We start from the raw sequence: 22,309 nt of genomic DNA, 5'->3' as shown, positions 1-22,309 counted from the left end.
TACGCGACGCAGTGAGCTCCGATTGGAGACCGGTCGCAACGATGAATTTGCCGGTGCGTGCAGACGTTACGCGCGGGACTGACAAGCTGTGGAGAATAAAAGCATGAGCAACTGGCTGGTAGACAAGCTGATCCCCTCGATCATGCGCTCGGAAACGCAGAAAAGCTCAGTGCCCGAAGGGCTGTGGCACAAATGCCCGTCGTGTGAGGCAGTCCTCTATCGGCCGGAGCTTGAAAAAACTCTGGACGTTTGCCCGAAGTGTCAGCATCACATGCGGATTGACGCACGCACCCGTCTGGACATCTTCCTTGATAAGGAAGGGCGTGAAGAAATAGCTGCGGACCTCGAGCCTGTTGACCGATTGAAATTCCGGGACAGCAAAAAGTATAAGGATCGCCTCTCCGCTGCGCAGAAACAAACCGGGGAAAAGGACGCTCTGATTGCGATGCGCGGAACCTTGATGCATATGCCAGTAGTGGCCTGTGCATTCGAATTTTCCTTCATGGGCGGCTCCATGGGAGCAATAGTTGGCGAGCGTTTTGTGCGTGCTGCGAATGCTGCGCTTGAGCAACGCTGCCCTCTGGTCTGCTTCGCAGCATCCGGTGGCGCTCGTATGCAAGAAGCGCTGATCTCGTTGATGCAGATGGCCAAAACCTCCGCTGTCCTGGCTCGTATGCGCGAAGAGGGGTTGCCATTCATCTCCGTCCTCACCGACCCGGTTTATGGTGGCGTATCGGCGAGTCTGGCCATGCTGGGGGATGTCATTGTTGCGGAGCCTAAAGCGCTCATCGGTTTTGCTGGCCCGCGTGTGATCGAGCAGACTGTGCGCGAAAAACTACCGGAAGGGTTCCAGCGCAGTGAGTTCTTGCTTGATCACGGCGCTATCGACCTGATCGTTCCTCGTTCCGAGTTGCGCGCTCGTCTGTCGCGTCTTCTGGCTCAGCTGCAGCAAATGCCTACTCCAGGTGAGCCCGCTTTGGTCACGGCTGACGCATGACCCAGCGGAGCCTGGAGGACTGGCTCGGATACCTTGAACAGCTGCATCCCGTTGCCATTGATATGGGCCTTGAACGATGCCGGGAGGTGGCCGCGAGGCTTGGGCTAACGCGTCCAGCTCGCCAGGTCGTCACCGTTACAGGTACCAATGGCAAGGGATCCACCTGCGCCTTCATTGCTCGAATGTTGGTGGGGCAGGGCAAGACGGTCGGTGTCTACAGCTCGCCGCATCTGTTGCGCTACAACGAGCGGGTTCGTTTCAACCAAGTCGATGCGACAGACGAGGCATTGTGCGAAGCGTTCGAGGCGGTCGAGCAAGCGCGTGGCTCTGTTTCTCTCACCTATTTCGAAATGGGCACGCTGGCTGCTTTCTGGCTTTTCGAGCGTGAGGCGCTCGATGCCGTGGTATTGGAGGTCGGGCTTGGTGGGCGTCTCGATGCGGTAAATATCGTGGACGCCGACGTGGCAGTAGTAACCAATATTGGCTTGGATCATGCCGAATGGCTTGGAACGACCCGCGAAAGCGTGGCGTTTGAAAAGGCCGGAATATTTCGTGCTGCAAAGCCCGCGGTATGTGGTGACGCCGACCCTCCAGAATCGATGCTGGAAAGCGCGGCTCGGTCCGCTGTGCCGCTTATCGTCCGTGGGCGCGATTTCGACCTGCGTAGGGAAGCAACCTGCTGGCATTGGCGTGGTATAGACGCCCAAGGCGCCGTCCGAGAGCTGTTAGATCTTCCGATGCTGACCCTGCCACTGGATAACGCTGCGCTAGCGCTACAGGCGTTTGCATTGCTCGAGTCGTCTTGGCAGCCTGAGCGACTGGTCGAGGCGCTACAGAGCACCCGAGTTACCGGACGCCTGGATCGCCGTACCGTCTACTGCCGCGGCGTTGAGCTTTCGGTAATGCTAGACGTTGGGCATAACCCGCACGCAGCTGTCTATCTGGCTGAGCAGCTCCATCGGGAGTCGAAGCCCGGTCGCCGCCTCGCGGTGTTCGGTCTTTTGGCTGACAAGGATCTCTCGGGTGTCATTGACGCGCTGGCGACTGTTTTTGATGCTTGGGCAGTCGCACCATTACCCACCCATCGCTCGCGCTCTGCGGACGAGTTGCGTTCGGCATTGATGGAGCGCGGCGAGGCGGTCACTATCTACACTGGCATCTCCGAGGCGCTCCAGCGGCAATGTGATGAGGCGCGCGAGGGCGATGAGATAGTGGTGTTTGGGTCTTTTTATTGCGTGGCTGAAGCGCTGGCCTGGCTTGATCGGCACGCATCTGGTGGAGGGCATGCTCTTGGTGGATAGAGGATTGTTGCAACGTATCGTCGGCGCGTTGGTGCTTGTTGCGCTGGCCGTGATATTCGTGCCGATGCTTTTCAATCGTGATGATGCGGGCCAGCAGGTTGCCGTCGATCCGCCCGCAATGCCTGAAACACCGGCTACACCGGCAATCGAGACACAGCCTGTAGAGGTACCTGAGCCAGAGGTCGACCCGATCCCAGAAAATTACGAAATTATCGAAGAAGGGCCTGTGGCTGAATCCAATAGCCCGGCGGACCCCATCAATGCTGCTCCTGTGGGATCACAGCCTGCTCCGGTCACTCCCGAGTCGGCAAGCGCTCCGCCTCCACCGGTCAAGCCGGCAGCGGCTGATGGGCAGCGGTTGGACGCAGCCAATCTGCCGGTCAGTTGGTCTGTTCAGCTGGCCAGCCTTTCCAGCCGTGAAAACGCCGACAAGCTCGAGAAAACACTACGATCTCAAGGCTACAACGCCTACATACGTACTGCTGACGGGATGAACCGGGTGTTCGTGGGGCCTTTGGTGGAGCGGGCGGAAGCCAATCGTCTGCGGGACCAATTGCAGCGACAGCAGAAGCTCGACGGGTTCGTTGTACGTTTCAAGCCAGAGCAAGGCTGACTCATAACGGCGTTCCAGTTCGTTTAGGCGGCAGCCTGGAGGGCACCTACGCGGTGCTTACTCCCTGGCTTGCGCTCTGGTAAAATGCGCCGCCTTTCTCCTTTGCAGGAAACCCTGTGGCATTCACCTGGGTCGATTGGGCGTTCATCGCCGTTGTGGTCATTTCCAGCCTGATCAGTTTGAAGCGCGGTTTCGTCAAGGAAGCGCTTTCCCTGCTCACCTGGATCATTGCTGGCGTCATCGCCTGGATGTTCGGTGGTGCGCTTTCACACCATCTCGCGGACTTCATCAGCACACCTTCCTTTCAAGTCATCGCAGCGTGCGTAATCTTGTTTGTAGTGACGTTACTAGTTGGCGCACTGGTTAATTTTCTCGTGGGAGAGCTGGTGCGCGTCACCGGCCTCTCCGGTACGGATCGCTTCCTTGGAATGGTATTCGGGGCGGCTCGAGGGGGCCTGCTGGTCGTGGTGTTGGTTGGTCTGCTCAGCCTCGCCCCGGTCCAGCAGGATCCCTGGTGGCGAGAGTCAACGTTGCTACCTCATTTTCTGTTGGTTGCTGACTGGTCGAAGAACCTGATCCTTGGGTTTGGAAGCCAGTGGGTGGCCGGCTCGCTCGATGCTTCAAGCTAAGACGAGCAATCTTTAGAAGGACTCGGCACGGCTAAAACCTGTGTGATGTCCGGATCAGCCTGTAACAACTGAGAGGTTCCTTGCATGTGTGGCATTGTCGGCATTGTCGGTAAGTCGAACGTCAATCAGGCGTTGTATGACGCGCTTACCGTTCTGCAACATCGTGGGCAGGACGCAGCCGGAATCGTGACCAGCGACAGAGGCAAGCTGTTTCTGCGCAAGGACAACGGGCTGGTTCGGGACGTGTTTCAGCAGCGTCACATGCAGCGCCTGGTGGGCAACATGGGTATTGGTCACGTGCGTTACCCCACCGCGGGCAGCTCTAGCTCGGCGGAAGCACAGCCGTTTTATGTGAACTCGCCTTATGGCATCACGCTGGCGCATAACGGCAACTTGACCAACGTCGACCAGTTGACCAAGGAGATTTACGAGTCCGACCTGCGCCATGTAAACACGAATTCCGACTCGGAAGTGCTGCTCAACGTCTTCGCCCATGAGCTGGCAGTGCGTGGCAAGCTGCAGCCCACCGAGGAGGATGTCTTTGCTGCCGTCGCCAAGGTGCATGAACGTTGTGTAGGTGGTTATGCAGTGGTGGCCATGGTGACCGGCTATGGCATCGTTGGCTTCCGCGATCCGCATGCAATCCGTCCAATCGTGTTCGGGCAGCGGCACACCGATCAGGGTGTGGAGTACATGATCGCGTCCGAAAGCGTTGCGCTGGACGTGCTGGGCTTTTCGCTGATCCGAGATCTGGCACCGGGCGAGGCGGTATACATCACGGCAGATGGCAAGCTGCACACCCGTCAGTGCGCGCCGAATCCGCGCTACGCGCCTTGTATCTTCGAGCATGTCTATCTTGCGCGTTCAGACTCGCTGATGGATGGCGTTTCCGTATACAAAGCGCGCCTGCGCATGGGCGAGAAACTGGCCGACAAAATCCTCCGGGAGCGGCCCGAGCACGATATTGATGTCGTCATCCCAATTCCCGACACCAGCCGTACGGCTGCATTGGAACTGGCCAACCGACTGGGCGTGAAGTTCCGCGAAGGCTTCGTCAAAAATCGCTACATCGGTCGGACCTTCATCATGCCCGGCCAGGCCGCACGCAAGAAATCGGTACGGCAAAAACTCAACGCCATCGACCTTGAGTTTCGCGGTAAGAACGTCATGCTCGTGGACGACTCCATCGTCCGGGGAACGACCTGCAAACAGATCATTCAGATGGCCCGGGAAGCCGGGGCGAAAAACGTCTATTTCTGTTCTGCAGCGCCAGCCGTTCGCTACCCGAACGTTTATGGGATCGACATGCCCAGTGCACACGAACTCATCGCGCACAATCGCAGCACCGAGGAGGTCGCAGAGCTGATAGGCGCCGACTGGCTGATCTACCAGGATTTGCCGGACCTGATAGATGCAGTTGGTGGCGGTAAGGTAAAGATAGAGAACTTCGATTGCGCAGTGTTTGACGGTAAGTATGTGACTGGCGACATCGATGATGTCTATTTGCACAAGATCGAACAGGCCCGCAATGACCTCAGCAAGAGCAAGGGTGTCGCTGGCAGCGCGATAATCGACCTCTATAACAACTGATCGACAACCTGGCGGCCATGCCGCCTCGGTTCAAGGTGGAAAACGACTATGACAACCGACTGGGACGCAGGCCGGCTGGACAGTGATTTGTCTGGTGCGAGCATGGATACGCTGGCTGTTCGAGCGGGCCAGCGCCGCTCGCCTGAGGGTGAGCATGGCGAAGCGCTGTTCTTCACCTCCAGCTATGTGTTCCGGAGTGCCGCTGACGCTGCCTCACGTTTTTCCGGTGAGGTGTCGGGTAATGTCTATTCACGCTATACCAATCCCACCGTGCGAGCGTTCGAAGAGCGTATCGCTGCTATGGAGGGCGCCGAGCAAGCGGTAGCGACCGCCTCTGGGATGTCGGCGATTCTGGCCATGGTGATGAGCTTGTGTTCTGCTGGCGATCATGTGCTCGTGTCGCGCAGCGTTTTCGGTGCTACGGTTTCGTTGTTCGAAAAATATCTCAAGCGCTTCGGGCTCGAGGTCGACTACGTACCGCTTACCGAGCTTGCAGCCTGGGCGCCGGCATTCAAGCCCAACACCAAGTTGGTCTTCGTCGAGTCGCCATCCAACCCGCTGGCTGAGCTGGTCGACATCGCCGAGCTGGCGGCGTTGTGTCATAGCAATGGTGCGATGCTCGCCGTGGATAATTGCTTCTGCACGCCAGTTCTCCAGCAGCCTTTGGCACTGGGTGCCGACATCGTCATTCATTCCGCCACGAAGTACATCGATGGTCAGGGCCGTTGTCTGGGCGGTGTGGTTGCCGGTCGTGCGGAGCAGATGAAGGAAGTCGTGGGCTTTTTGCGCGCCGCAGGACCAACGCTCAGCCCGTTCAACGCCTGGATATTTCTCAAGGGCCTGGAAACGCTGCGCCTGCGTATGCAGGCCCATTGCGCCAGTGCTCGTACGTTAGCCGAGTGGCTGGAGCAACAGCCGGGGATTGAGAAAGTCTACTACGCAGGCTTGCCCAGCCACCCTCAACACGAATTGGCCAAGCGTCAACAGAAAGACTTTGGTGCGGTGCTGAGCTTTGAGGTGGGGGGGGGCAAGGAGGGTGCCTGGCGTTTCATCGATGCCACCCGCTTGATTTCCATCACGGCGAACCTGGGTGATAGCAAGACCACCATCACCCATCCTGGCTCGACGACCCACGGGCGGCTCTCTGCCGAAGACCGTGCCAAAGCAGGCATTCGCGATAGCTTGATAAGGGTGGCCGTGGGGCTCGAGGACGTGGTTGATCTACAAGCTGATCTCGCCCGAGGGTTGGCGGCGCTCTAAATCAATACGGTCAGGCGAAAAGGACCCCGTTAAGAGCGGGGTCCTTTTTTTATGGAACACGGATCAGCGCGAGCGTCGTGTGCTGAAGTTGCAATTTCAGTCCTTTACCGGCTCGAAATTCACCACGAAACCGTCAAGGCGCTGTTCAGTCGCCAGTTCTTCTCGAACCCGATTGGCCTCCCGGCGGCTGTCTATCGGACCCACGAACACCCGATGCGTCCGGCCGGTAATGCGCAGGTAGGCGTCAAAGCCCGCCTCGCGAAGCTTGCTCGCCAGCGCCTGAGCACTGTCACCGTTTTGCAGGCTTGCCAGTTGCACTGCCCAGCCTGAGCGAGAGGACGCCTGAATTGGCGGCTGCGTTTGCGGTGTGAAGCTTTGCGGTGCACGTTGCGTTGCGGGAGTAGAGGGCATGCGGCTGCGTTGCTCGGGCTCGTTGGAGCGCAGGTCGATCGCCGGGGCTGGTTGTCCCTGTCCATCGAATAAACCTTCCGGGGTGGCCGGAAGAATGGTCGGGCTGCCGGGGTTGGTTTCGATGACTCGGATGTCGCTGTATTTCTTGCCCGACAATGCTGCCAGACCAGCACGGTCGCGAATCACGGTCGGTCGCAAAAACACCATCAAATTGCGTTTGATATGACTTTCCTGCGTTGAGCGGAACAGCGCTCCTAGCAGTGGGATGTCGCCAAGCAGAGGCACCTTCGAATCGGTTCGGGTCACATCGTCCTGAATCAATCCCCCCAGTACGATGACCTGGCCATCCTCAGCGAGGATGGTGCTTTTGATGGATCGTTTGTTGGTGACTAGGTCGACAGCCTGAGCAGAAAGGCTGGCGGATGGCGCAATCGAGGAGATCTCCTGCTCGATTTCCAGGCGTAGCGTGGCGCCCTCATTGATATGCGGAACCACCTTGAGCGTGACACCAATGTCCTCCCGCTCAATGGTCGTAAACGGGTTGTTTGCGCCGGAAGCGTCGGTTGTGTAGGTGCCGGTTTGGAACGGCACGTTCTGGCCAACCAGGATTTCGGCTTCCTGATTGTCCAGCGTCAACAAGCTCGGGGTGGAGAGTAGGTTGCTTTTGCTGTTGGCGGAAAGTGCGGTGATCAGTGCACCAAAGCTACGGGTGCCAACGCCAATGATTGCACCGTCAGGCAGATTGTTGGGGATTTCATTGTCATTGATGGCGTTGAGCACAGTACCAATGGAAAGGCCTGTATTGCCAAAACTGACTCCACCTACGCCGCCCGTGCCACCTCGTGCATCTACGGCCCACTGCACGCCAAGGGCGTCGGTGATATCGCCAGATACCTCAACGATGGCTGCCTCCACCATCACCTGCGCCCGCGGCACATCGAGTTGGCGCACGATTGATTCGAGAGTCGAGATAAGTTCGGGTTCCGCCAGCATGACCAGTGCGTTGAGGCTCTCGTCCGCGCGAATGAGAATGTTCTGCTGACGTCCCGCTCCCCCTTGGACCTCGCCATCCCCTTGTTCGGCGAGGCCTTCGGAAATGTCGCCGAGCATCTCGGCCAGCGACTTGGCGTCATTGTGGCGAAGGCGAATCACCCGCGTATTGGCTGAGCGCGTGCTGGGCGTATCGAGTGTCTTGGCCAGGCTGGCCAGCTTCTGGCGCGCCAGTTCCGGTCCGGTGAAGATCAGGCGATTGGTGCGCGAATCGGCAATGATCTGCGCACCTGCGGTGTCCTTGGCCTCGCCGCGTGCCAGGGTATTGCGCAGGACTTCAGCGATGTCGACGGCCCAGCCATATTGCAGATTCACTACTGAGTAATCGTCGTTCTGGGCTTGGTCGAGCTGTCGGACCAGCTCTTCGATGCGTGCGATGTTGGCACTACGGTCGCTGATGATCAACGCGTTCGCCGAGCTGACCGCAGCGAGATGTCCGTACTGTGGAACCAGTGGGCGGATCAGTGGGATCAGCTCGGTGGCGGATGTGTGTTGGACCTGAATGACGCGCGTTTCCAGCAGATCCCCTCCAGTCGGGCCGCCACCGGCCTCCGATTTCGCTTCGGCGTTCGGCACGATTCTGGCGACCTCACCCTGTGTGAGTACGCTGAAGCCGTGAGTTGCCATGACCGACAGGAACAATTGGTAGACCTCTTCCAGCGAGAGGGTCGTAGACGATACGACGCTCACCTGACCCTTTACGCGAGGATCAACGATGAAGGTCTGTCCGGTCAGTTGGCTGATCTGGTCAATGAAGGCCCGAATGTCGGCGTCCTTAAGGTTGATCGTCCAGCCGTCCTGTTGGGTCTCGCTTGGTTCGATTCCGGGATCGGCCGCGTACAGGGGCAGGGGGGCGGCGAGCAGACCGGCGGCGAGCAATGCAATGAGCGGGCGGGAGGAAAAAGGCAGCATCGGTCAGTTGTCTTCCGTGGTCTGTTCGTCGGAGGGCATGGTTTCTGTCGGGCTTGTAGCCCCTTCCATTTGTTGCCGGAGTGCTTCCATTTGCTGCTGAAGCATCTCCGCTTGCGGATCGAGAGCTTCCATCTCCGCTGGTTCACTGTAGTCGGGCAGGCTATCGGGCACGGCCGTCGGAGAACGGACGCTTGGGAAGAACAGGCTGTCAATACGACCGCCACGCTTTACCTCAACCCTGTCGGGTTGAACGCTGTACAGGCGTACCCCTGACTCCAGTTCTTGATCGACCCGATAAAGCTGTGGCGGTTGGCCGCTTAACTGAATGATCGCAGTCGACCGAGCCGGGTCGGCATGAACGAAGCTGCCTAGCAAGGTTAGATCAGAACTCGATTCGCCGGGCGTATAGCTTTGTCCGCTCGAGGCCGGGGAACCGAACAACCTTTCCATTCGCTCCAGATCAGGTGCGGCCCCGGCGGGTTGGCTGCTGTCCGTGATGGCTGCAGGCGGCGTTTGGGTCAGTCTGAGCCAGGCCATGACCTGACTGGCCAGGTAGAGACCAAATAGCACGACAATGACTGCGCTGAGGATCAAGGGCGCAAACCGGCGAATTTTCTGCAGTGCTGCGGGGAAAGCCAAGCTAGGCACTCCGTGAAACCAAATGTTTGATGGTCATGAACGCTGACTCGCGGCGGCGGTTGCTGACAATATGAACAGCGGGCTTGAGTGCCAGTGTAGACCCGGACCATGACAAAGAAGCACTTGAGTATGCCAGTGCAACTGACTGTTTTTCAGGCAAAAGGTGCCCGGAGGTCGTGGAATGAGCGATGGGGCCACGAGGGCTTGGAATATTTTTGAAAAAATCGCGACACACTGTTGACTTGATTTCCCTTGGTGCGTAAATTGCGCGCCTCGCAGGGCGATCAGCCATCAGCCTTAACGGTTGACACTAAACGCCTTGCGAGTCGGACGAAAGTCCAGCCGACGCGCAGCGGTAGTTCAGTCGGTTAGAATACCGGCCTGTCACGCCGGGGGTCGCGGGTTCGAGTCCCGTCCGCTGCGCCATATTTGCTTCCCTTCTGCGGAAGCCACGCGAAAAGCGGCCTTACGGCCGCTTTTTTCGTTTCTATCGTCTGTATTCCTTCTTCGCTTCATCTTGCGTCAGGCGCTTGCGTCTGGCCGCGATGCGCTTGCCTGTCGTCAACTCCGACGACCCTCAAAAAAAATTGTACATCGTAGATTTAAAGTAGCGGTTTGCACTGCTTGGAAGGTGTTCTAGCGCCGAAAAGCCGGCTGTTTCGATTTTAAGAGCTAAATACTTGTACAAACATATGTCATTGTGACATCTTGCTGTACAAGTTATGGGTGGGCTAGAGCTTCTCTTGCCGCGGCGTAACGACATTCATCCCCGGCTGCCGCGCAGCACGTATGCAGAGACTCTCAATGAACAAGCAGATGTCAGTATCCAAGCGCCTCGGTCTCGGATTTTTCGTCATTCTCGCGTTGATGGCAGCCGTGGCCATGGTCAGTGCGCTCAAGGTCGACACGATCGATCGAACCATGAAGAGCATCAGCTCTCAGGCGGGTCTGAAGCAGCGCTACGCGATCAACTTCCGGGGAAGCGTTCATGATCGCGCAATTGCCGTACGGGACGCGGTTAGCGCGGCTGACGCTGACTTCGCACGAGGTCGGATAGCGGAGATCGATCATCTTGCAAAGTTATATGCCGACTCCGCTGGCCCGATGAAGGCGATGCTTGCGCAGCGCACGGCTGACCCGGTCGAGCTTCAGCTGATGGGGCAGATCGAAGCGATCGAAGCGAAGACCAACGACCTGACCCGAAAAGTCGTCGACATGCGGTTCGCTCAAGGCTCGGAGCAGGCTTATGCCTTTCTCTTGGAAAATGTTGCTGGCGCTTACAGCGAGTGGCTTCGGCTGATCAATGCCTTTATCGACCACCAAGAAACGTCCATAAGCGAGCAAGTGACTGTGGTGCGCGATACGGCTAGCGGTTTTCTAGTGCTTATCATCACAGTCACTGGTCTAGCGATTTTGCTGGGCACAGCTATCGCCATGCTGATCATCCGCAAGTTGCGATCGACCCTTGGTGCTGAGCCTGATGAAGTGGCGCGGGTAATTGGCAACCTTGCCGACGGCGATCTCGGCCAGGTGATCCTCACCCGCTACCCGGACAGCGTAATGGGGGCAACTGCGAAGATGGCCGGTCGACTGACCGGCATCATCGCCGAGGTTCGTGCTGCCGCAGACGGGCTGGGTGTCGCGTCGGGAGAACTGCTTACCTCATCGTCCAACAGCAGTCAGCAGATTCAGCAGCAGTCCGCAGAGGCTGAGCAGGTGGCGACCGCCATCAATCAGATGGCGGCGACTGTCAGTGAAGTCGCAAACTTTGCGGCCCGGGCCGCGATGGCCGCCAAGAGCGCCGACGAGCAAGTCGAGACCGGCACGCGAGTGGTGGGTGAAACGGCGATATCGATCCACAATCTGGCCAAGGTGCTCGAGCAAGCCACCGAGACGGTTAGCCAGGTCTCCAAGCAAAGCGGCAGCATCGAAAAGATTCTTCAGGTCATTACCGCCATTGCGGAGCAGACCAATTTGCTGGCGCTTAATGCTGCCATCGAGGCCGCACGCGCCGGTGAGCATGGTCGAGGCTTTGCAGTGGTGGCGGACGAGGTGCGGTCGTTGGCGAACCGGACTCAGCAATCGTCAAGCGAGATCAGCGAAATGATCGAGTCGTTGCAGGCGGGAGCAAGCAAGGCGGCTGAGGTGATGCAAACCAGCAAGCGAATGGCGCAGCAGACGGTCGAGCAGACCCTCGAGGCGGAGGGCGCTCTGTCGAAGATCCGCCAGGAGGTTGGCTCGATCAACGAAATGAATGCCCAGATCGCCACGGCATCCGAGGAGCAGAGCGCGGTGGCCGAGGAGGTCAACCAGAGCGTGACGCGCATCCATGACTCCGCAGTGGCCAGCTCGGCCGCCTCAAATCAGGTTGCCGCTTCGAGCAGAGACCTGACGACGCTCGCCCAGGAATTGAATCGAAAGGTTGGTTACTTCCGGGGCTGATGCAGGGGGCCTAAGTCTTGCTGGTGCATTGCGTAGTGACCTTCCGACGCGCTACGCGTATTCCCGGCGCGGCTGATGGCCGCAGCTGAGCCACAAAAAAGGCCAAAGTGGAGGGGCATGGCCACATCCTTGGCTGTTTTACCTTGACCTGCGTCAACCTGTAACGGGGTATCCGGCGCACCCTTGCGGTTAAATGCTGTCAGTAATGCGTGTTGTGACTAACAAGCCAGGGGCTGATGGCGTACTGACGAGGGGTGGTTAATGTTCGGTTTGGAAGCGCTTGAACTTGCGCGTATCCAGTTTGCTTTCACGATTTCCTTCCACATCATCTTTCCAGCGATCACCATCGGGTTGGCGAGTTTCCTGGCAGTGCTGGAAGGGTTGTGGCTGAAAACCAAGCGCCAGGTCTATCGAGACCTCTACCATTTCTGGCTCAAGATATTCGCCGTCAACTTCGGAATGGGTGTGGTATCGGGGATCGTCATGGCCTACCAGTTCGGTACGAACTGGAGCGCCTATTCCGAATTCGCTGGAAGCGTCACGGGGCCATTGCTGGCTTACGAGGTGCTGACCGCTTTCTTCCTTGAAGCCGGTTTCCTCGGTGTCATGCTGTTTGGCTGGAATCGCGTGGGCGCCGGGCTGCATTTCTTTTCGACGCTGATGGTGGCAGTCGGCACCCTGATCTCCACGTTCTGGATCCTGGCTTCGAACAGCTGGATGCACACACCGCAAGGGCACGAGATCATCGATGGCATCGTGATCCCAGTGGACTGGTTTGCCATCGTATTCAACCCCTCGTTCCCGTACCGTCTGACGCACATGGCGATTGCTGCCTTTCTCGCGACTGCGTTCATGGTCGGCGCATCTGCCGCTTGGCACCTGCTGCGCGGCAATGACAACCCGGCGGTGCGAAAGATGCTTTCCATGGCGATGTGGATGGCGCTGATCGTTGCGCCGATCCAGGCCGTGGTTGGAGATTTTCACGGGCTCAACACGCTTGAATACCAGCCGGCGAAGATCGCCGCGATGGAAGGTCATTGGGACAACTCGTCAGGTGAGCCTACTCCGTTGTTGCTGTTTGGCTGGCCGGATATGGAGCGCGAAGAAACCCGCTACAAGGTCGAAATTCCGTACCTCGGTAGCCTGATTCTCAAGCACAGCCTGACCGAGCAGATCCCGGCGCTGAAGGATTTCCCCAAAGAAGACCGGCCCAATTCCACCATTGTGTTCTGGACCTTCCGTGTGATGGTCGCGCTCGGTCTGCTGATGATCGTCACAGGCTTCTGGAGTCTGTGGCTGCGTCGAGGTGGCAGGCTGTTCCACTCCAAGCCCTTCTTGCGCCTCGCATTGCTGATGGGCCCGTCGGGGATTCTCGCAATTCTCGCCGGTTGGTTTACCACCGAGGTTGGGCGGCAGCCGTGGGTGGTGTACGGGATCATGCGGACCGCCGATGCAGTATCCAACCATGGCGCCGGGCAGCTTGGTCTGACCCTGGCGATGTTCGTCCTGATCTACTTTGCGGTGTTCGGCATAGGGTTCGTCTACGTCCTGCGTCTGATCGGCAAAGGGCCAATCATCAACGAGGGAGACGAGAAGGGCGCCGGTGGGCCGGGGGAGAAGCGCACGCCAATGCGGCCGCTGTCCGCCGCAGACGAGGCGATACCGCACGATCATGGCGACAAACTGGGCGAGAGGAACTGAGTTATGGGTATTGATCTTTCGCTGATCTGGGCCGTCATCATCATCTTCGGCATCATGATGTACGTGGTGATGGACGGGTTCGATCTGGGTATCGGCATTCTCTTTCCGTTTCTGGCCGATACCTCCGAGCGGGACGTCGCGATGAACACCGTGGCGCCGATTTGGGACGGCAACGAGACGTGGCTGGTACTGGGCGGTGCAGGGCTGTTCGCAGCGTTCCCGCTTGCCTATTCCGTCGTGCTTTCGGCGCTATACCTGCCGATCATCTTCATGCTGATGGGGTTGATCTTCCGTGGTGTGGCGTTCGAATTTCGCTTCAAGGCCAGCGCGTCTCGTCAGCATGTGTGGGACAAGGCCTTCGTTGGCGGCTCGCTGGCGGCGACCTTCTTCCAGGGGGTCGCACTTGGCGCCTTCATTCATGGCTTCCCCGTGGTCGATCGAGCTTATGCCGGTGGTCCGCTGGACTGGCTGACACCGTTCTCGGTGTTCTGCGGCGTGGCGCTGATCGTGGCGTATGCCTTGCTGGGCTGCACCTGGCTGATCATGAAGACCGCTGGCGATCTGCAAAAGCGCATGCATGACATCGGCATTCCGCTGGTTTGGGCCGTGCTGGCCGTAACCGGGATCGTCAGTATCTGGACACCGCTGACCCATCCGGATATCGCTGAGCGCTGGTTCAGCATGCCGAACCTAATCCTGTTCCTGCCGGTGCCGATTCTGGTGCTGGCATGTACGTTCGGGCTGCTTCGATCGATCAAGCGTTACGCTCACTACTCGCCATTCCTGTTCACCCTGGCGCTGATTTTCCTGGGCTACAGCGGACTCGGAATCAGCCTCTGGCCGAACATCATTCCGCCGTCCATCAGTATCTGGGACGCCGCCGCACCGCCTCAGAGCCAGGGGTTCACCCTGGTCGGGGCGCTGCTGATCATCCCGCTGATCCTGATGTACACCGCGTGGAGTTACTACGTATTCCGCGGCAAGGTCAGTGCAGAGGACGGCTACCACTGAAACGGGCCGTCACGGAGCGATATATGCAAAACAAGCACGAAAGCGGTGCAGCCAGACCCAAACCGCTGTGGAAGCGCATGACCTGGTTGGTTTTGATCTGGTCGGCCAGCGTTCTCGCGCTGGGCGTGGTTGCCTGGCTGCTGCGCCAGGCGATGACCGCGGCGGGTCTGACATCGCCCTAACCGCCGCGCTAGAGCCTATCTGCGGCCTGCGGCGATATGGCGCGTTGTGGCAGCAGCCCGCTCGGGCTATTTATTGGTCATCCGCCGTGTGAAGCGCTTCATGTTTCGGTCATGTACGCAGGTTAGTTTCGCTGGCATGGACTTTGAAACGCAGAACTGGGCAACCCGAAGAAGAGGATCGTTTCTATGGATGACTATCAAGACGAAATTCTCGAGTGGCACGCATCTGAGCAGGATGGGCCGGAGCCTGCTGACGACGCCTTCGAGCTTTGACGGAATCAGTCGGCGCGCCGTTGTGCGCGTCGATATTCTCCCGGTGTCTGGCCGCTCCAGCGTTTGAATGCGCGTTGGAAGGCTTCCGCCGAAGAGAATCCGAGTAACCAGGCAATCTCGCCGAACGCCGATTCGGTGTCCCGAATGTAGGCCATGGCAAGATCGCGGCGAGTGTCGTTGAGAATCGCGCGGTAACTGGTGCCTTCTTCATCCAGCTTTCGACGCAGCGTCCAGGGCGGTAACTGCAATCGTCCTGCAACTTGCTGCAGATCGGGCTCCTGGCCCTTGAGCATCGGACCGAGGAGCTGAGCCACTCGCTCGCGGATGCTGCGGGTTCGAGTGCGAATCTCCAGTTCCGCCTCGCAGAGTTCGAGAAGCTGGCGCCAGGTACCCGGGCAGTGCTCCGGGTTGCGGAGCGCCAGTGTCGCCTGGTCAAGTCGCAGTTGATTGTGCTCGGCGCCGAATTCGATCGGTCTTGCGAAGAACGCTTCGTAGCGTGCAGCGTAATCGGGGCGTTGAAATTCAATTTGCACTGCAACCGGGGTCAACGGCTGGCCTGCGACCGCGCCAAGTTGCGTAACCCAGCTGGCCAAGACGGTGTCCACGACGAACCGGTTGTAGCTGTTGTACGGGCTGATCGAATAGAACCTGAGCCAGGCACCAGATGCATCCTCGTGGAACCCTGAGGCGCCCCGGTAATTGGACGCATAGAGCGGCTCGTAGCGAATCAGTGCACGTGCGGCTTCGCGCACCGTAGGGGCTTGCGTCGAGGTCACGCCGACGAGGCCAAGGTGGCCGGCCTTGCGCAGCCGCCCCATTTCAAGCCCTAGCCCTGGGTCACCCGCCAGCTGCATGGCCGCATGGCCCAGACGCATGTAGCGAGGAATAGACAGCCGCGCTCGCGGCTCCGATAGCCGCGCATGATCGAGGCCATACGCATCCAGCAGCGGTTGGGGGTCGATCTGCTTTTCCTGCAGGGCACTGACCAGGCTGTGCACGAAGCCAACCGAGAGATCACCAAGGCGGACCCGTTGACGGTTCATGGTCGATTCGGCAGCCACTGGTTGCGCAAACGCACCGGCTCGCCGTGATGGTGTCGTGTCGGCCTGCGAGGCGAACCGACGAGATTCCAGGGCAGCCCCAGCGTATGGACATCCATTCGCGCCAGTTTTGCAGTTACGCCCAGGTTCTCGCCGCAGGTGGCCAGCGGTTCGTCACGTGCGCCCGGTACTGCAATTAGCTCCGCTTCGTCGGCAACATGCCGGGCATAGGCATCGCAGCCGAGCAAAACGATCAACCGACCGGCCGGTGTCTGCAGTACCGATGGCGCCTGACCTTCGAGCGCTTCGCTGTAACGGCGCTCATAACGACTCAGTTTCTGCTTGTACTGCAGTGGCCCCAGTACCTCGCCGTCCGGCGTGAAACTGAGGCTGACCTGCCGAAGCGGCCCGGTACCGCTCCGTAGTCGACCCTCGTCCAGATAGGGTTCTGGCAGCACGATCGAGCCGGCGACGAGTGTCACACCGTACGCCTTCGCCAGGCCTCCGAAAATTAGCTGATAGTCATCAGCCATCTTCCGTGCCTTGATCTTTAGAACGGCCTCAGTACGGTGATCATCCCCTTCGTTGCCCAGCAGCGCACGCAAGTAGTCCCAAGGGTTGCTCAGCGCCATCCACTGCACGGCGTCGCGCAGCGTGCGGGCCTGCTGGACTTCAGGCTTCTCGCCGAGGGCGAACAGGCCCGTGCCGACATGCTCTGGCAGCACGACAACCGTTCGGGGATTGAGCAGTCCGGCTTTTCGCGCCTGGTCCAGGTAGGTGGCGAACTTCAATTGCAACCGCTCGCGGCTCTGGTAGTCCGCCGGCATCAGTCGGGTTTCGATCCCGAGCAGGTTGCCGGTTTCACCCGGCTGGCCCTGGCTCTCGATAGGAAGAACCCGAAGGTCAGACAGCAGAGGGCCGCTGCCCCGGTCTTGGGTCCAGTCGAGGTAGATAAGGAGCGCCACGAGGGCGAGCACGGCGAGGCCGAGCAACTTGCTATAGGTGCGCATGGGTTACAGAGCTGGATATGTTCCCGCAGAGACTAGGCATCGCACAGCCGCTTGCCAAGCGTTTTGCGCATTTGAGTCATGTAGTTGTGATTTTCGGTCATTGAGCGCGTGGCGGGTGCTGTTTATCGTCACGGCATTGCGACTGCGCCCGACAGAGGCGCGGCGATCCGACCGACGAATTCTGGCACTGGCTGTGCCGCCTGATCGAGGAACGAACATGACTGCTTTTCCGCATCTGCTGGCTCCGCTGGACCTGGGGTTTACCACGCTGCGCAACCGCACGCTGATGGGCTCGATGCATACAGGGCTGGAAGAAATGCCCAATGGTTTCGAGCGCATGGCCGCGTTCTTCGCCGAGCGGGCACGTGGAGGCGTGGGTCTGATTGTCACGGGTGGGGTAGGCCCGAACGAGGAAGGTTCGGTGCGCGCCGGAGCAGCTAAGTTGTCGACCCTCGAGGAAGCCGAAGAGCACAAGGTGGTCACTCAGGCGGTGCACGAGGCAGGTGGCAAGATCTGCATGCAGATTCTCCACGCCGGGCGTTATGCCTACAGCCCTCAGCTAGTGGGCCCAAGCGCCATCCAGGCGCCGATCAACCCCTTTACCCCACGCGAGCTGGACGAAGAGGGCATCGAGAAGCAGATCCGTGACTTCGTCAATTGCGCAGGTTTGGCTCAAAAGGCTGGCTATGACGGCGTCGAGATAATGGGATCGGAAGGCTACTTCATTAACCAGTTCCTGGTGTCTCATACCAATCACCGCACCGACCGTTGGGGTGGCAGCTACGAAAACCGTATGCGTCTGCCTGTAGAAATCGTCCGTCGTGTACGTGAAGCGGTAGGCCGCGAGTTCATCATCATCTATCGCCTGTCGATGCTCGATCTAATGGAAGGCGGCAGTTCCTGGGACGAGGTACTGATGCTGGCCAAGGCCATTGAACAGGCCGGTGCCACCTTGATCAATACCGGCATTGGCTGGCACGAGGCCCGCATTCCCACTATCGCCACCAAGGTGCCACGCGCGGCGTTTACCAAGGTAACGGCGAAACTGCGCGGGCACGTCGGCATCCCGCTGGTAACGACCAACCGCATCAACACGCCGGAAGTCGCCGAGCAGGTCTTGGCAGAAGGTGATGCAGACATGGTTTCCATGGCTCGTCCATTCCTTGCCGATCCAGATTTCGTCAACAAGGCGGCAGCGGACCGCAGCGACACCATTAACACCTGTATCGGCTGCAACCAGGCCTGCCTGGATCACACGTTCAGCGGCAAGCTGACCACCTGCCTGGTCAACCCACGGGCGTGCTACGAAACAGAGCTGAATTACATCCCCACCACCACGATCAAGAAAATTGCCGTTGTGGGAGCCGGCCCGGCTGGCCTGGCAGCTGCTACCGTAGCGGCGGAGCGCGGTCATCAGGTAACGCTGTTCGATTCCGCCAATGAGATTGGTGGTCAGTTCAATATCGCCAAGCTCGTGCCGGGCAAGGAAGAGTTCTTCGAAACCCTACGCTACTTCAAGAGCAAGCTGCAGAGCACTGGCGTTGACGTCCGCCTGAACACGCGCGTTAGCGCTGCTGATCTGCTAGCCGGCGGTTTTGATGAGATCATCCTGGCAACCGGAATTGCGCCACGCACGCCCGATATCCCAGGTATCGATCATCCAATGGTGATCAGCTACATCGACGCAATCCTGCAACGTAAGCCCGTTGGGCAGCACGTAGCAGTCATCGGTGCCGGCGGGATCGGCTTCGATGTGTCGGAGTTCATCACTCACAACGGCCTCTCGACCAGTCTCGACAGAGAGGCGTTCTGGCGCGAGTGGGGTATCGACCTAGCGCTGGAAGCTCGAGGTGGGGTGGCCGGCGTTCAGCCTGAGCCACACGCACCGGCACGGCAGGTGTATCTGCTGCAACGCAAGAAGTCCAAGGTTGGTAACGGCCTGGGCAAGACGACCGGTTGGATTCACCGCACAGGGCTGAAGAACAAGCACGTGCAGATGATCAGCGCTGTCGATTATCTGGGGGTCGACGATAAGGGCCTGCATATCCGTGTGGCAGATGGTGAGCCGCAGGTGCTTGCAGTCGATACGGTCATCGTCTGCGCCGGCCAGGACCCGTTGCGGGAGCTGCAAGCCGAACTGGAGGCGGCTGGGCGCAAGGTCCATCTGATCGGAGGGGCCGACGTTGCCGCAGAGCTCGATGCCAAGCGCGCCATCAATCAGGGCTCGCGGCTAGCCGCTGAAGTGTGATAGCTAAGCCCCGCTTTCAAGCGGGGCTTTTTGTACAGGAGCAACGACGTGAGCACATCTCTTCCGCTACACCCGGCCGCTGCTGCAACCTTACAGTGCTGGCATCAGATGATTGCAGCTGGCGATCTCAGTCGGTTACCCGAGCTGCTGCACCCGCAGGCGGTGTTTCGCTCGCCGATGGCCTTCACCCCCTATGAGAGCGCTGCGGCGGTCAATCTGATCCTGAATACCGTGGTCAGGGTATTCGAAGACTTCGCCTATCACCGCGAGCTGGCCAGCACCGATGGCACAGACGTCGTGTTGGAGTTCAGCGCTCGCGTCGGTGATCGTCAGCTCAAGGGTATCGACATGATTCGCTTCGATGAGGCTGGGCTGATTACCGATTTCGAAGTCATGATCCGGCCGATGAGTGGGCTGCAGGCGCTCGGTGAGGAAATGGGCAGGCGTCTCGCACCTCAGCTTGCGGCAATGAAGGGCCGACCGGCTTAGTCCAACCCGTTCACAGTTTGCCGGTGGCGTTTCGATAGCCAATCCTGGCGCCGAAGTCGCTGCCAACCCAGTCACATTGCCGGTTTCGCTTTTTCCCCTACACTTCGGCCCAACCATGGGCTAGCGAGCGCCGAGCGCCTGTAGCGCGGATATCCCGCTGGCCGTTCAAGTTGTTGAGGAACCGAGCATGCAGATCAAACCGCAGACGGTCGAAGCCGTACTGTTCTTCAATGATGGCGGCGTCTGCAAGGAAATGCTCTACCCAGAGTTCGAGGCCATGCTCGATGGGGTGGTGAGCATGCTGGAGTTCGCCGATCAGCAGATGCGGGTGGCGTATGTGCTGGTCAATGCACGCCTGCAGATTCGCGCGGCGGTGTTCTTCTATCTCGATTTCAACGAGGACGGATCAGCCGACAGTGGCTGGAATATCCCGCTGCGCAGCCTTGCCGAACGCACCGGGCGCGGGCCGGATCTCGGTGCTGGGCCGATCCGCCTGGCCTGTCGCAGCCAGTGCCCGGTGTCCTGGCACCAGATGCACTTGTGGGACCCGGACCTGACGCCCGGCAAGAACCACTTTGTCATGTTGCGTGATCGCATCAAGCGCAACCAGCTGGGACTGCTGGTGGAAGAAGAGGCACCACAAACCCTGCCCACCGAGCGTCTGCAAATGGTGGCTGAAGACACTTGGTACGCGCCGGATGCGGCCAAGCAGGCTGCCACTCGCCGTACCGAGCAGCTCGAAAAGGAACAGCGGCTCAAGGCTGCGCAGTTGATCAAGCAGCAGCGTTTGCGCATTGCCAGCCTGGAACAAATGCGCGAGGCCGACCTCGCCAAACTGCGGGATCTGGCCGCCCAACAGCAGGCAACGCTGCAAAATGAAATCACCCGATTGCGTGGGCAGCTGCTTGAGCGTGAGCAGCAAACAGTGAACCTTCGCGCCCAGCTCGCAGAACAGGCCGAGGGCTTCCAGAAGACCCGTGAAGAGATGAGCCAGCAGCTGCGCGCGGTTGAGCAGAACAGTCGTGACGAAGCCGATGCTGCACGGGCGCGCTTCAACACCGAGCTGCAGGTGCAGGTCGCCGCAGCGGTTGCTGAATACAAGGAGCAGATTGCTATTCGGGACGTCGAGCTGGCTTATCGCAACGAGCTGGATGCGCAACTGCAGGAAGAGATCGAAGCGCTACAGAAGCAGGTGGGCGTGCTGGCCGAGCAATCGGGGGACCGAGTGCTCGAAAGGCTGTCGCGGATCGGCGTGGTGTTCATGGCTTATCATCCCGGCGCCGGACATCTGACGATCGCGCTTCAGGATATGGCGCGCTATCAGGAGAATCCGCTAGCGTACGCCGCCGCTAAATGTGCGGTCTCCGAGGAGCAGTACGGCAAGTGGGTTCAGCATTATCAACAACCTACCTGCGTGGCCAGCCTCTCGACTGGGGAGCGCTGCAACATGCCCTTGGACAAAGTCGACTCGCCTGCACGCTTCGTGATCGGCGAGTCCAATTGTTGCGCCAGGCACCGGTCTCAGGATCGACTGCGTACCGGTAGCTGACAGGGTTTCTATCATTTCTGCATTTATCCCCAGCCTGGCCTCAGTGCCGCTGCAGCTGCTTGATCTGCCCTGGCTGCGCAAGGCCGATGTTCAGGTTGCCGTGCTGCGGCTGGATCTGGTCGATCCGGAGCTGTCCGGGAACAAGTGGTTCAAGCTCACTCATCATCTAACTGCGGCACAAGCCAGCGGCGCGTCAGGGTTGATCAGCCTTGGCGGCCCTCACTCCAATCATTTGCATGCGCTAGCCGCAGCGGCCAAGCGTTACGGCCTAGCCAGCGTCGGGCTACTGCGTGGCAATCCGCAGCAGACAGCCACTGTCGGAGACTTGCAGCGCTTCGGCATGCAGCTGCACTGGCTAGGTTATGGCGGCTATCGCGAACGGCACCGGGCGGATTTCTTCAATTCCTGGCAGGAGCGGTTCCCCGGTTACTACTGCGTACCCGAAGGCGGCGGCGGGCTTGCTGGAGCACGGGGTTGCACCCCGCTGGTCGACCACGTGCAAACTCGCCTGGCCGCCATCGGTTGGGATGATTGTGAGGGCTGGTGGCTTGCCGCGGGCACGGGTACCACCTTGGCTGGGTTAGTGATCGGCGAGGCGCAGCTGCGCAGAAGAATGGTCCACGGAGCGCTGGCAGGCCCGCCTTCGCACGGCGTTGCAGACGAAGTCAGCCGGCTTTTGCGAGACGCCGGCACTGCTGACTCCGGGTATCAGCTGGTCGACGCCAGTCGTGGAGGCTTCGGTAGATTCGACGAGCCGCTGGCTCGGTTTCTGCTGGAGACTGAAGCGGTTTCAGGTATTCCTCTGGAGCCTGTTTACACGGCTAAGGCGATGATGGCATTGCGCCTTTACGTGCAGGGCGGTTATTTTGCCTGCGGCACGCGGCTCATCTTCGTGCATACCGGCGGTCTGCAAGGCCGGAGAGCTGCCCAGGCGCAGCTGGACGGGCTGCTGCGCTGACCTC

The 22,309-nt window shown here is 59.4% G+C and carries 18 protein-coding genes, 1 tRNA gene and 1 pseudogene; 16 read left to right on the top strand and 4 right to left on the bottom strand.

Features of this window, described 5'->3' with window-relative positions; all coding sequences use genetic code 11:
- Nucleotides 1-103: 103 nt before the first annotated feature.
- The 6 genes from accD (at nucleotide 104) to RT21_RS07170 (ending at nucleotide 6,390) form a co-directional block, all read left to right on the top strand.
- A complete protein-coding gene (gene accD, locus RT21_RS07195; protein ID WP_045426099.1) occupies nucleotides 104-997 on the top strand; it encodes an acetyl-CoA carboxylase, carboxyltransferase subunit beta in 894 nt (297 codons plus the stop codon).
- Nucleotides 994-2,298 (top strand): bifunctional tetrahydrofolate synthase/dihydrofolate synthase, encoded by a 1,305-nt coding sequence (gene folC / locus RT21_RS07190; protein ID WP_046162194.1) that lies wholly within the window; start codon nucleotides 994-996, stop codon nucleotides 2,296-2,298. Before accD ends, folC begins: the two co-directional genes overlap by 4 nt.
- Entirely contained in the window at nucleotides 2,282-2,911 is a 630-nt protein-coding gene (locus RT21_RS07185; protein ID WP_046162193.1) for an SPOR domain-containing protein, read from the top strand. The genes folC and RT21_RS07185 overlap by 17 nt, the downstream gene beginning before the upstream one ends.
- Before the next feature lie 116 nt (nucleotides 2,912-3,027).
- Nucleotides 3,028-3,540 carry a CvpA family protein gene (locus RT21_RS07180; protein ID WP_046162192.1) on the top strand — a complete coding sequence of 171 codons (513 nt, stop codon included), beginning with the start codon at nucleotides 3,028-3,030 and terminating at the stop codon, nucleotides 3,538-3,540.
- A gap of 84 nt (nucleotides 3,541-3,624) precedes the next feature.
- Entirely contained in the window at nucleotides 3,625-5,130 is a 1,506-nt protein-coding gene (gene purF / locus RT21_RS07175) for an amidophosphoribosyltransferase (protein ID WP_046162191.1), read from the top strand.
- Between the two features lie 48 nt (nucleotides 5,131-5,178).
- On the top strand, nucleotides 5,179-6,390 hold the full coding sequence (locus RT21_RS07170) for an O-succinylhomoserine sulfhydrylase (protein WP_046162190.1): 1,212 nt from the start codon (nucleotides 5,179-5,181) through the stop codon (nucleotides 6,388-6,390).
- A gap of 96 nt (nucleotides 6,391-6,486) precedes the next feature.
- Here the strand turns inward: RT21_RS07170 and gspD are convergent, their stop codons facing one another.
- Both gspD and RT21_RS07160 read right to left on the bottom strand, forming a co-directional pair.
- Complete coding sequence (gene gspD, locus RT21_RS07165) at nucleotides 6,487-8,763, bottom strand: type II secretion system secretin GspD (protein ID WP_046162189.1); 2,277 nt, start codon at nucleotides 8,761-8,763, stop codon at nucleotides 6,487-6,489.
- A 3-nt stretch (nucleotides 8,764-8,766) separates the two neighbouring features.
- On the bottom strand, nucleotides 8,767-9,357 hold the full coding sequence (locus RT21_RS07160; RefSeq protein WP_082082136.1) for a type II secretion system protein N: 591 nt from the start codon (nucleotides 9,355-9,357) through the stop codon (nucleotides 8,767-8,769).
- 394 nt (nucleotides 9,358-9,751) lie between these two features.
- Between RT21_RS07160 and RT21_RS07155 the strand changes: the two genes are divergently transcribed.
- From RT21_RS07155 to RT21_RS07135, 6 genes and pseudogenes are all read left to right on the top strand, one after another.
- Nucleotides 9,752-9,828: transfer RNA gene (locus tag RT21_RS07155), tRNA-Asp, on the top strand.
- Nucleotides 9,829-10,191: 363 nt separating this feature from the next.
- Nucleotides 10,192-10,719: pseudogene (locus RT21_RS24380) on the top strand (MCP four helix bundle domain-containing protein); the annotation flags it as partial.
- A 117-nt stretch (nucleotides 10,720-10,836) separates the two neighbouring features.
- On the top strand, nucleotides 10,837-11,844 hold the full coding sequence (locus RT21_RS24375; protein ID WP_371263603.1) for a methyl-accepting chemotaxis protein: 1,008 nt from the start codon (nucleotides 10,837-10,839) through the stop codon (nucleotides 11,842-11,844).
- Nucleotides 11,845-12,105: 261 nt separating this feature from the next.
- Nucleotides 12,106-13,545: a cytochrome ubiquinol oxidase subunit I gene (locus RT21_RS07145; protein ID WP_046162186.1), complete on the top strand. Its 1,440-nt coding sequence runs from the start codon at nucleotides 12,106-12,108 to the stop codon at nucleotides 13,543-13,545.
- A gap of 3 nt (nucleotides 13,546-13,548) precedes the next feature.
- Complete coding sequence (gene cydB, locus RT21_RS07140; protein ID WP_046162185.1) at nucleotides 13,549-14,556, top strand: cytochrome d ubiquinol oxidase subunit II; 1,008 nt, start codon at nucleotides 13,549-13,551, stop codon at nucleotides 14,554-14,556.
- Between the two features lie 23 nt (nucleotides 14,557-14,579).
- Nucleotides 14,580-14,738: a DUF2474 domain-containing protein gene (locus RT21_RS07135; protein ID WP_045426130.1), complete on the top strand. Its 159-nt coding sequence runs from the start codon at nucleotides 14,580-14,582 to the stop codon at nucleotides 14,736-14,738.
- A 278-nt stretch (nucleotides 14,739-15,016) separates the two neighbouring features.
- Here the strand turns inward: RT21_RS07135 and RT21_RS07130 are convergent, their stop codons facing one another.
- Together RT21_RS07130 and RT21_RS07125 are read right to left on the bottom strand one after the other, a co-directional pair.
- Nucleotides 15,017-16,054: an AraC family transcriptional regulator gene (locus RT21_RS07130; RefSeq protein WP_046162184.1), complete on the bottom strand. Its 1,038-nt coding sequence runs from the start codon at nucleotides 16,052-16,054 to the stop codon at nucleotides 15,017-15,019.
- Nucleotides 16,051-17,061 carry a carbon-nitrogen hydrolase family protein gene (locus tag RT21_RS07125; RefSeq protein WP_045426136.1) on the bottom strand — a complete coding sequence of 337 codons (1,011 nt, stop codon included), beginning with the start codon at nucleotides 17,059-17,061 and terminating at the stop codon, nucleotides 16,051-16,053. Before RT21_RS07125 ends, RT21_RS07130 begins: the two co-directional genes overlap by 4 nt.
- Before the next feature lie 217 nt (nucleotides 17,062-17,278).
- On the opposite strand from RT21_RS07125, the gene RT21_RS07120 reads away from it, so the two are divergent.
- From RT21_RS07120 to RT21_RS07105, 4 genes are all read left to right on the top strand, one after another.
- Nucleotides 17,279-19,309: an NADPH-dependent 2,4-dienoyl-CoA reductase gene (locus RT21_RS07120; protein WP_045426139.1), complete on the top strand. Its 2,031-nt coding sequence runs from the start codon at nucleotides 17,279-17,281 to the stop codon at nucleotides 19,307-19,309.
- Between the two features lie 108 nt (nucleotides 19,310-19,417).
- Nucleotides 19,418-19,798 carry a nuclear transport factor 2 family protein gene (locus RT21_RS07115; RefSeq protein WP_045426142.1) on the top strand — a complete coding sequence of 127 codons (381 nt, stop codon included), beginning with the start codon at nucleotides 19,418-19,420 and terminating at the stop codon, nucleotides 19,796-19,798.
- A 187-nt stretch (nucleotides 19,799-19,985) separates the two neighbouring features.
- Nucleotides 19,986-21,347, top strand: a complete 1,362-nt coding sequence (locus RT21_RS07110; RefSeq protein WP_045426144.1) for a chromosome partitioning protein ParA — start codon at nucleotides 19,986-19,988, stop codon at nucleotides 21,345-21,347.
- Nucleotides 21,348-21,390: 43 nt separating this feature from the next.
- A complete protein-coding gene (locus RT21_RS07105; RefSeq protein WP_082082131.1) occupies nucleotides 21,391-22,305 on the top strand; it encodes a 1-aminocyclopropane-1-carboxylate deaminase/D-cysteine desulfhydrase in 915 nt (304 codons plus the stop codon).
- Nucleotides 22,306-22,309 lie beyond the last annotated feature (4 nt).

The organism is Pseudomonas sp. 10B238 (genome assembly GCF_000970615.1).
Classification (GTDB): Bacteria; Pseudomonadota; Gammaproteobacteria; order Pseudomonadales; family Pseudomonadaceae; genus Stutzerimonas.
Note: the sequence above shows the minus strand (reverse complement) of the source record. Positions and strands in the feature narration are given on the sequence as shown.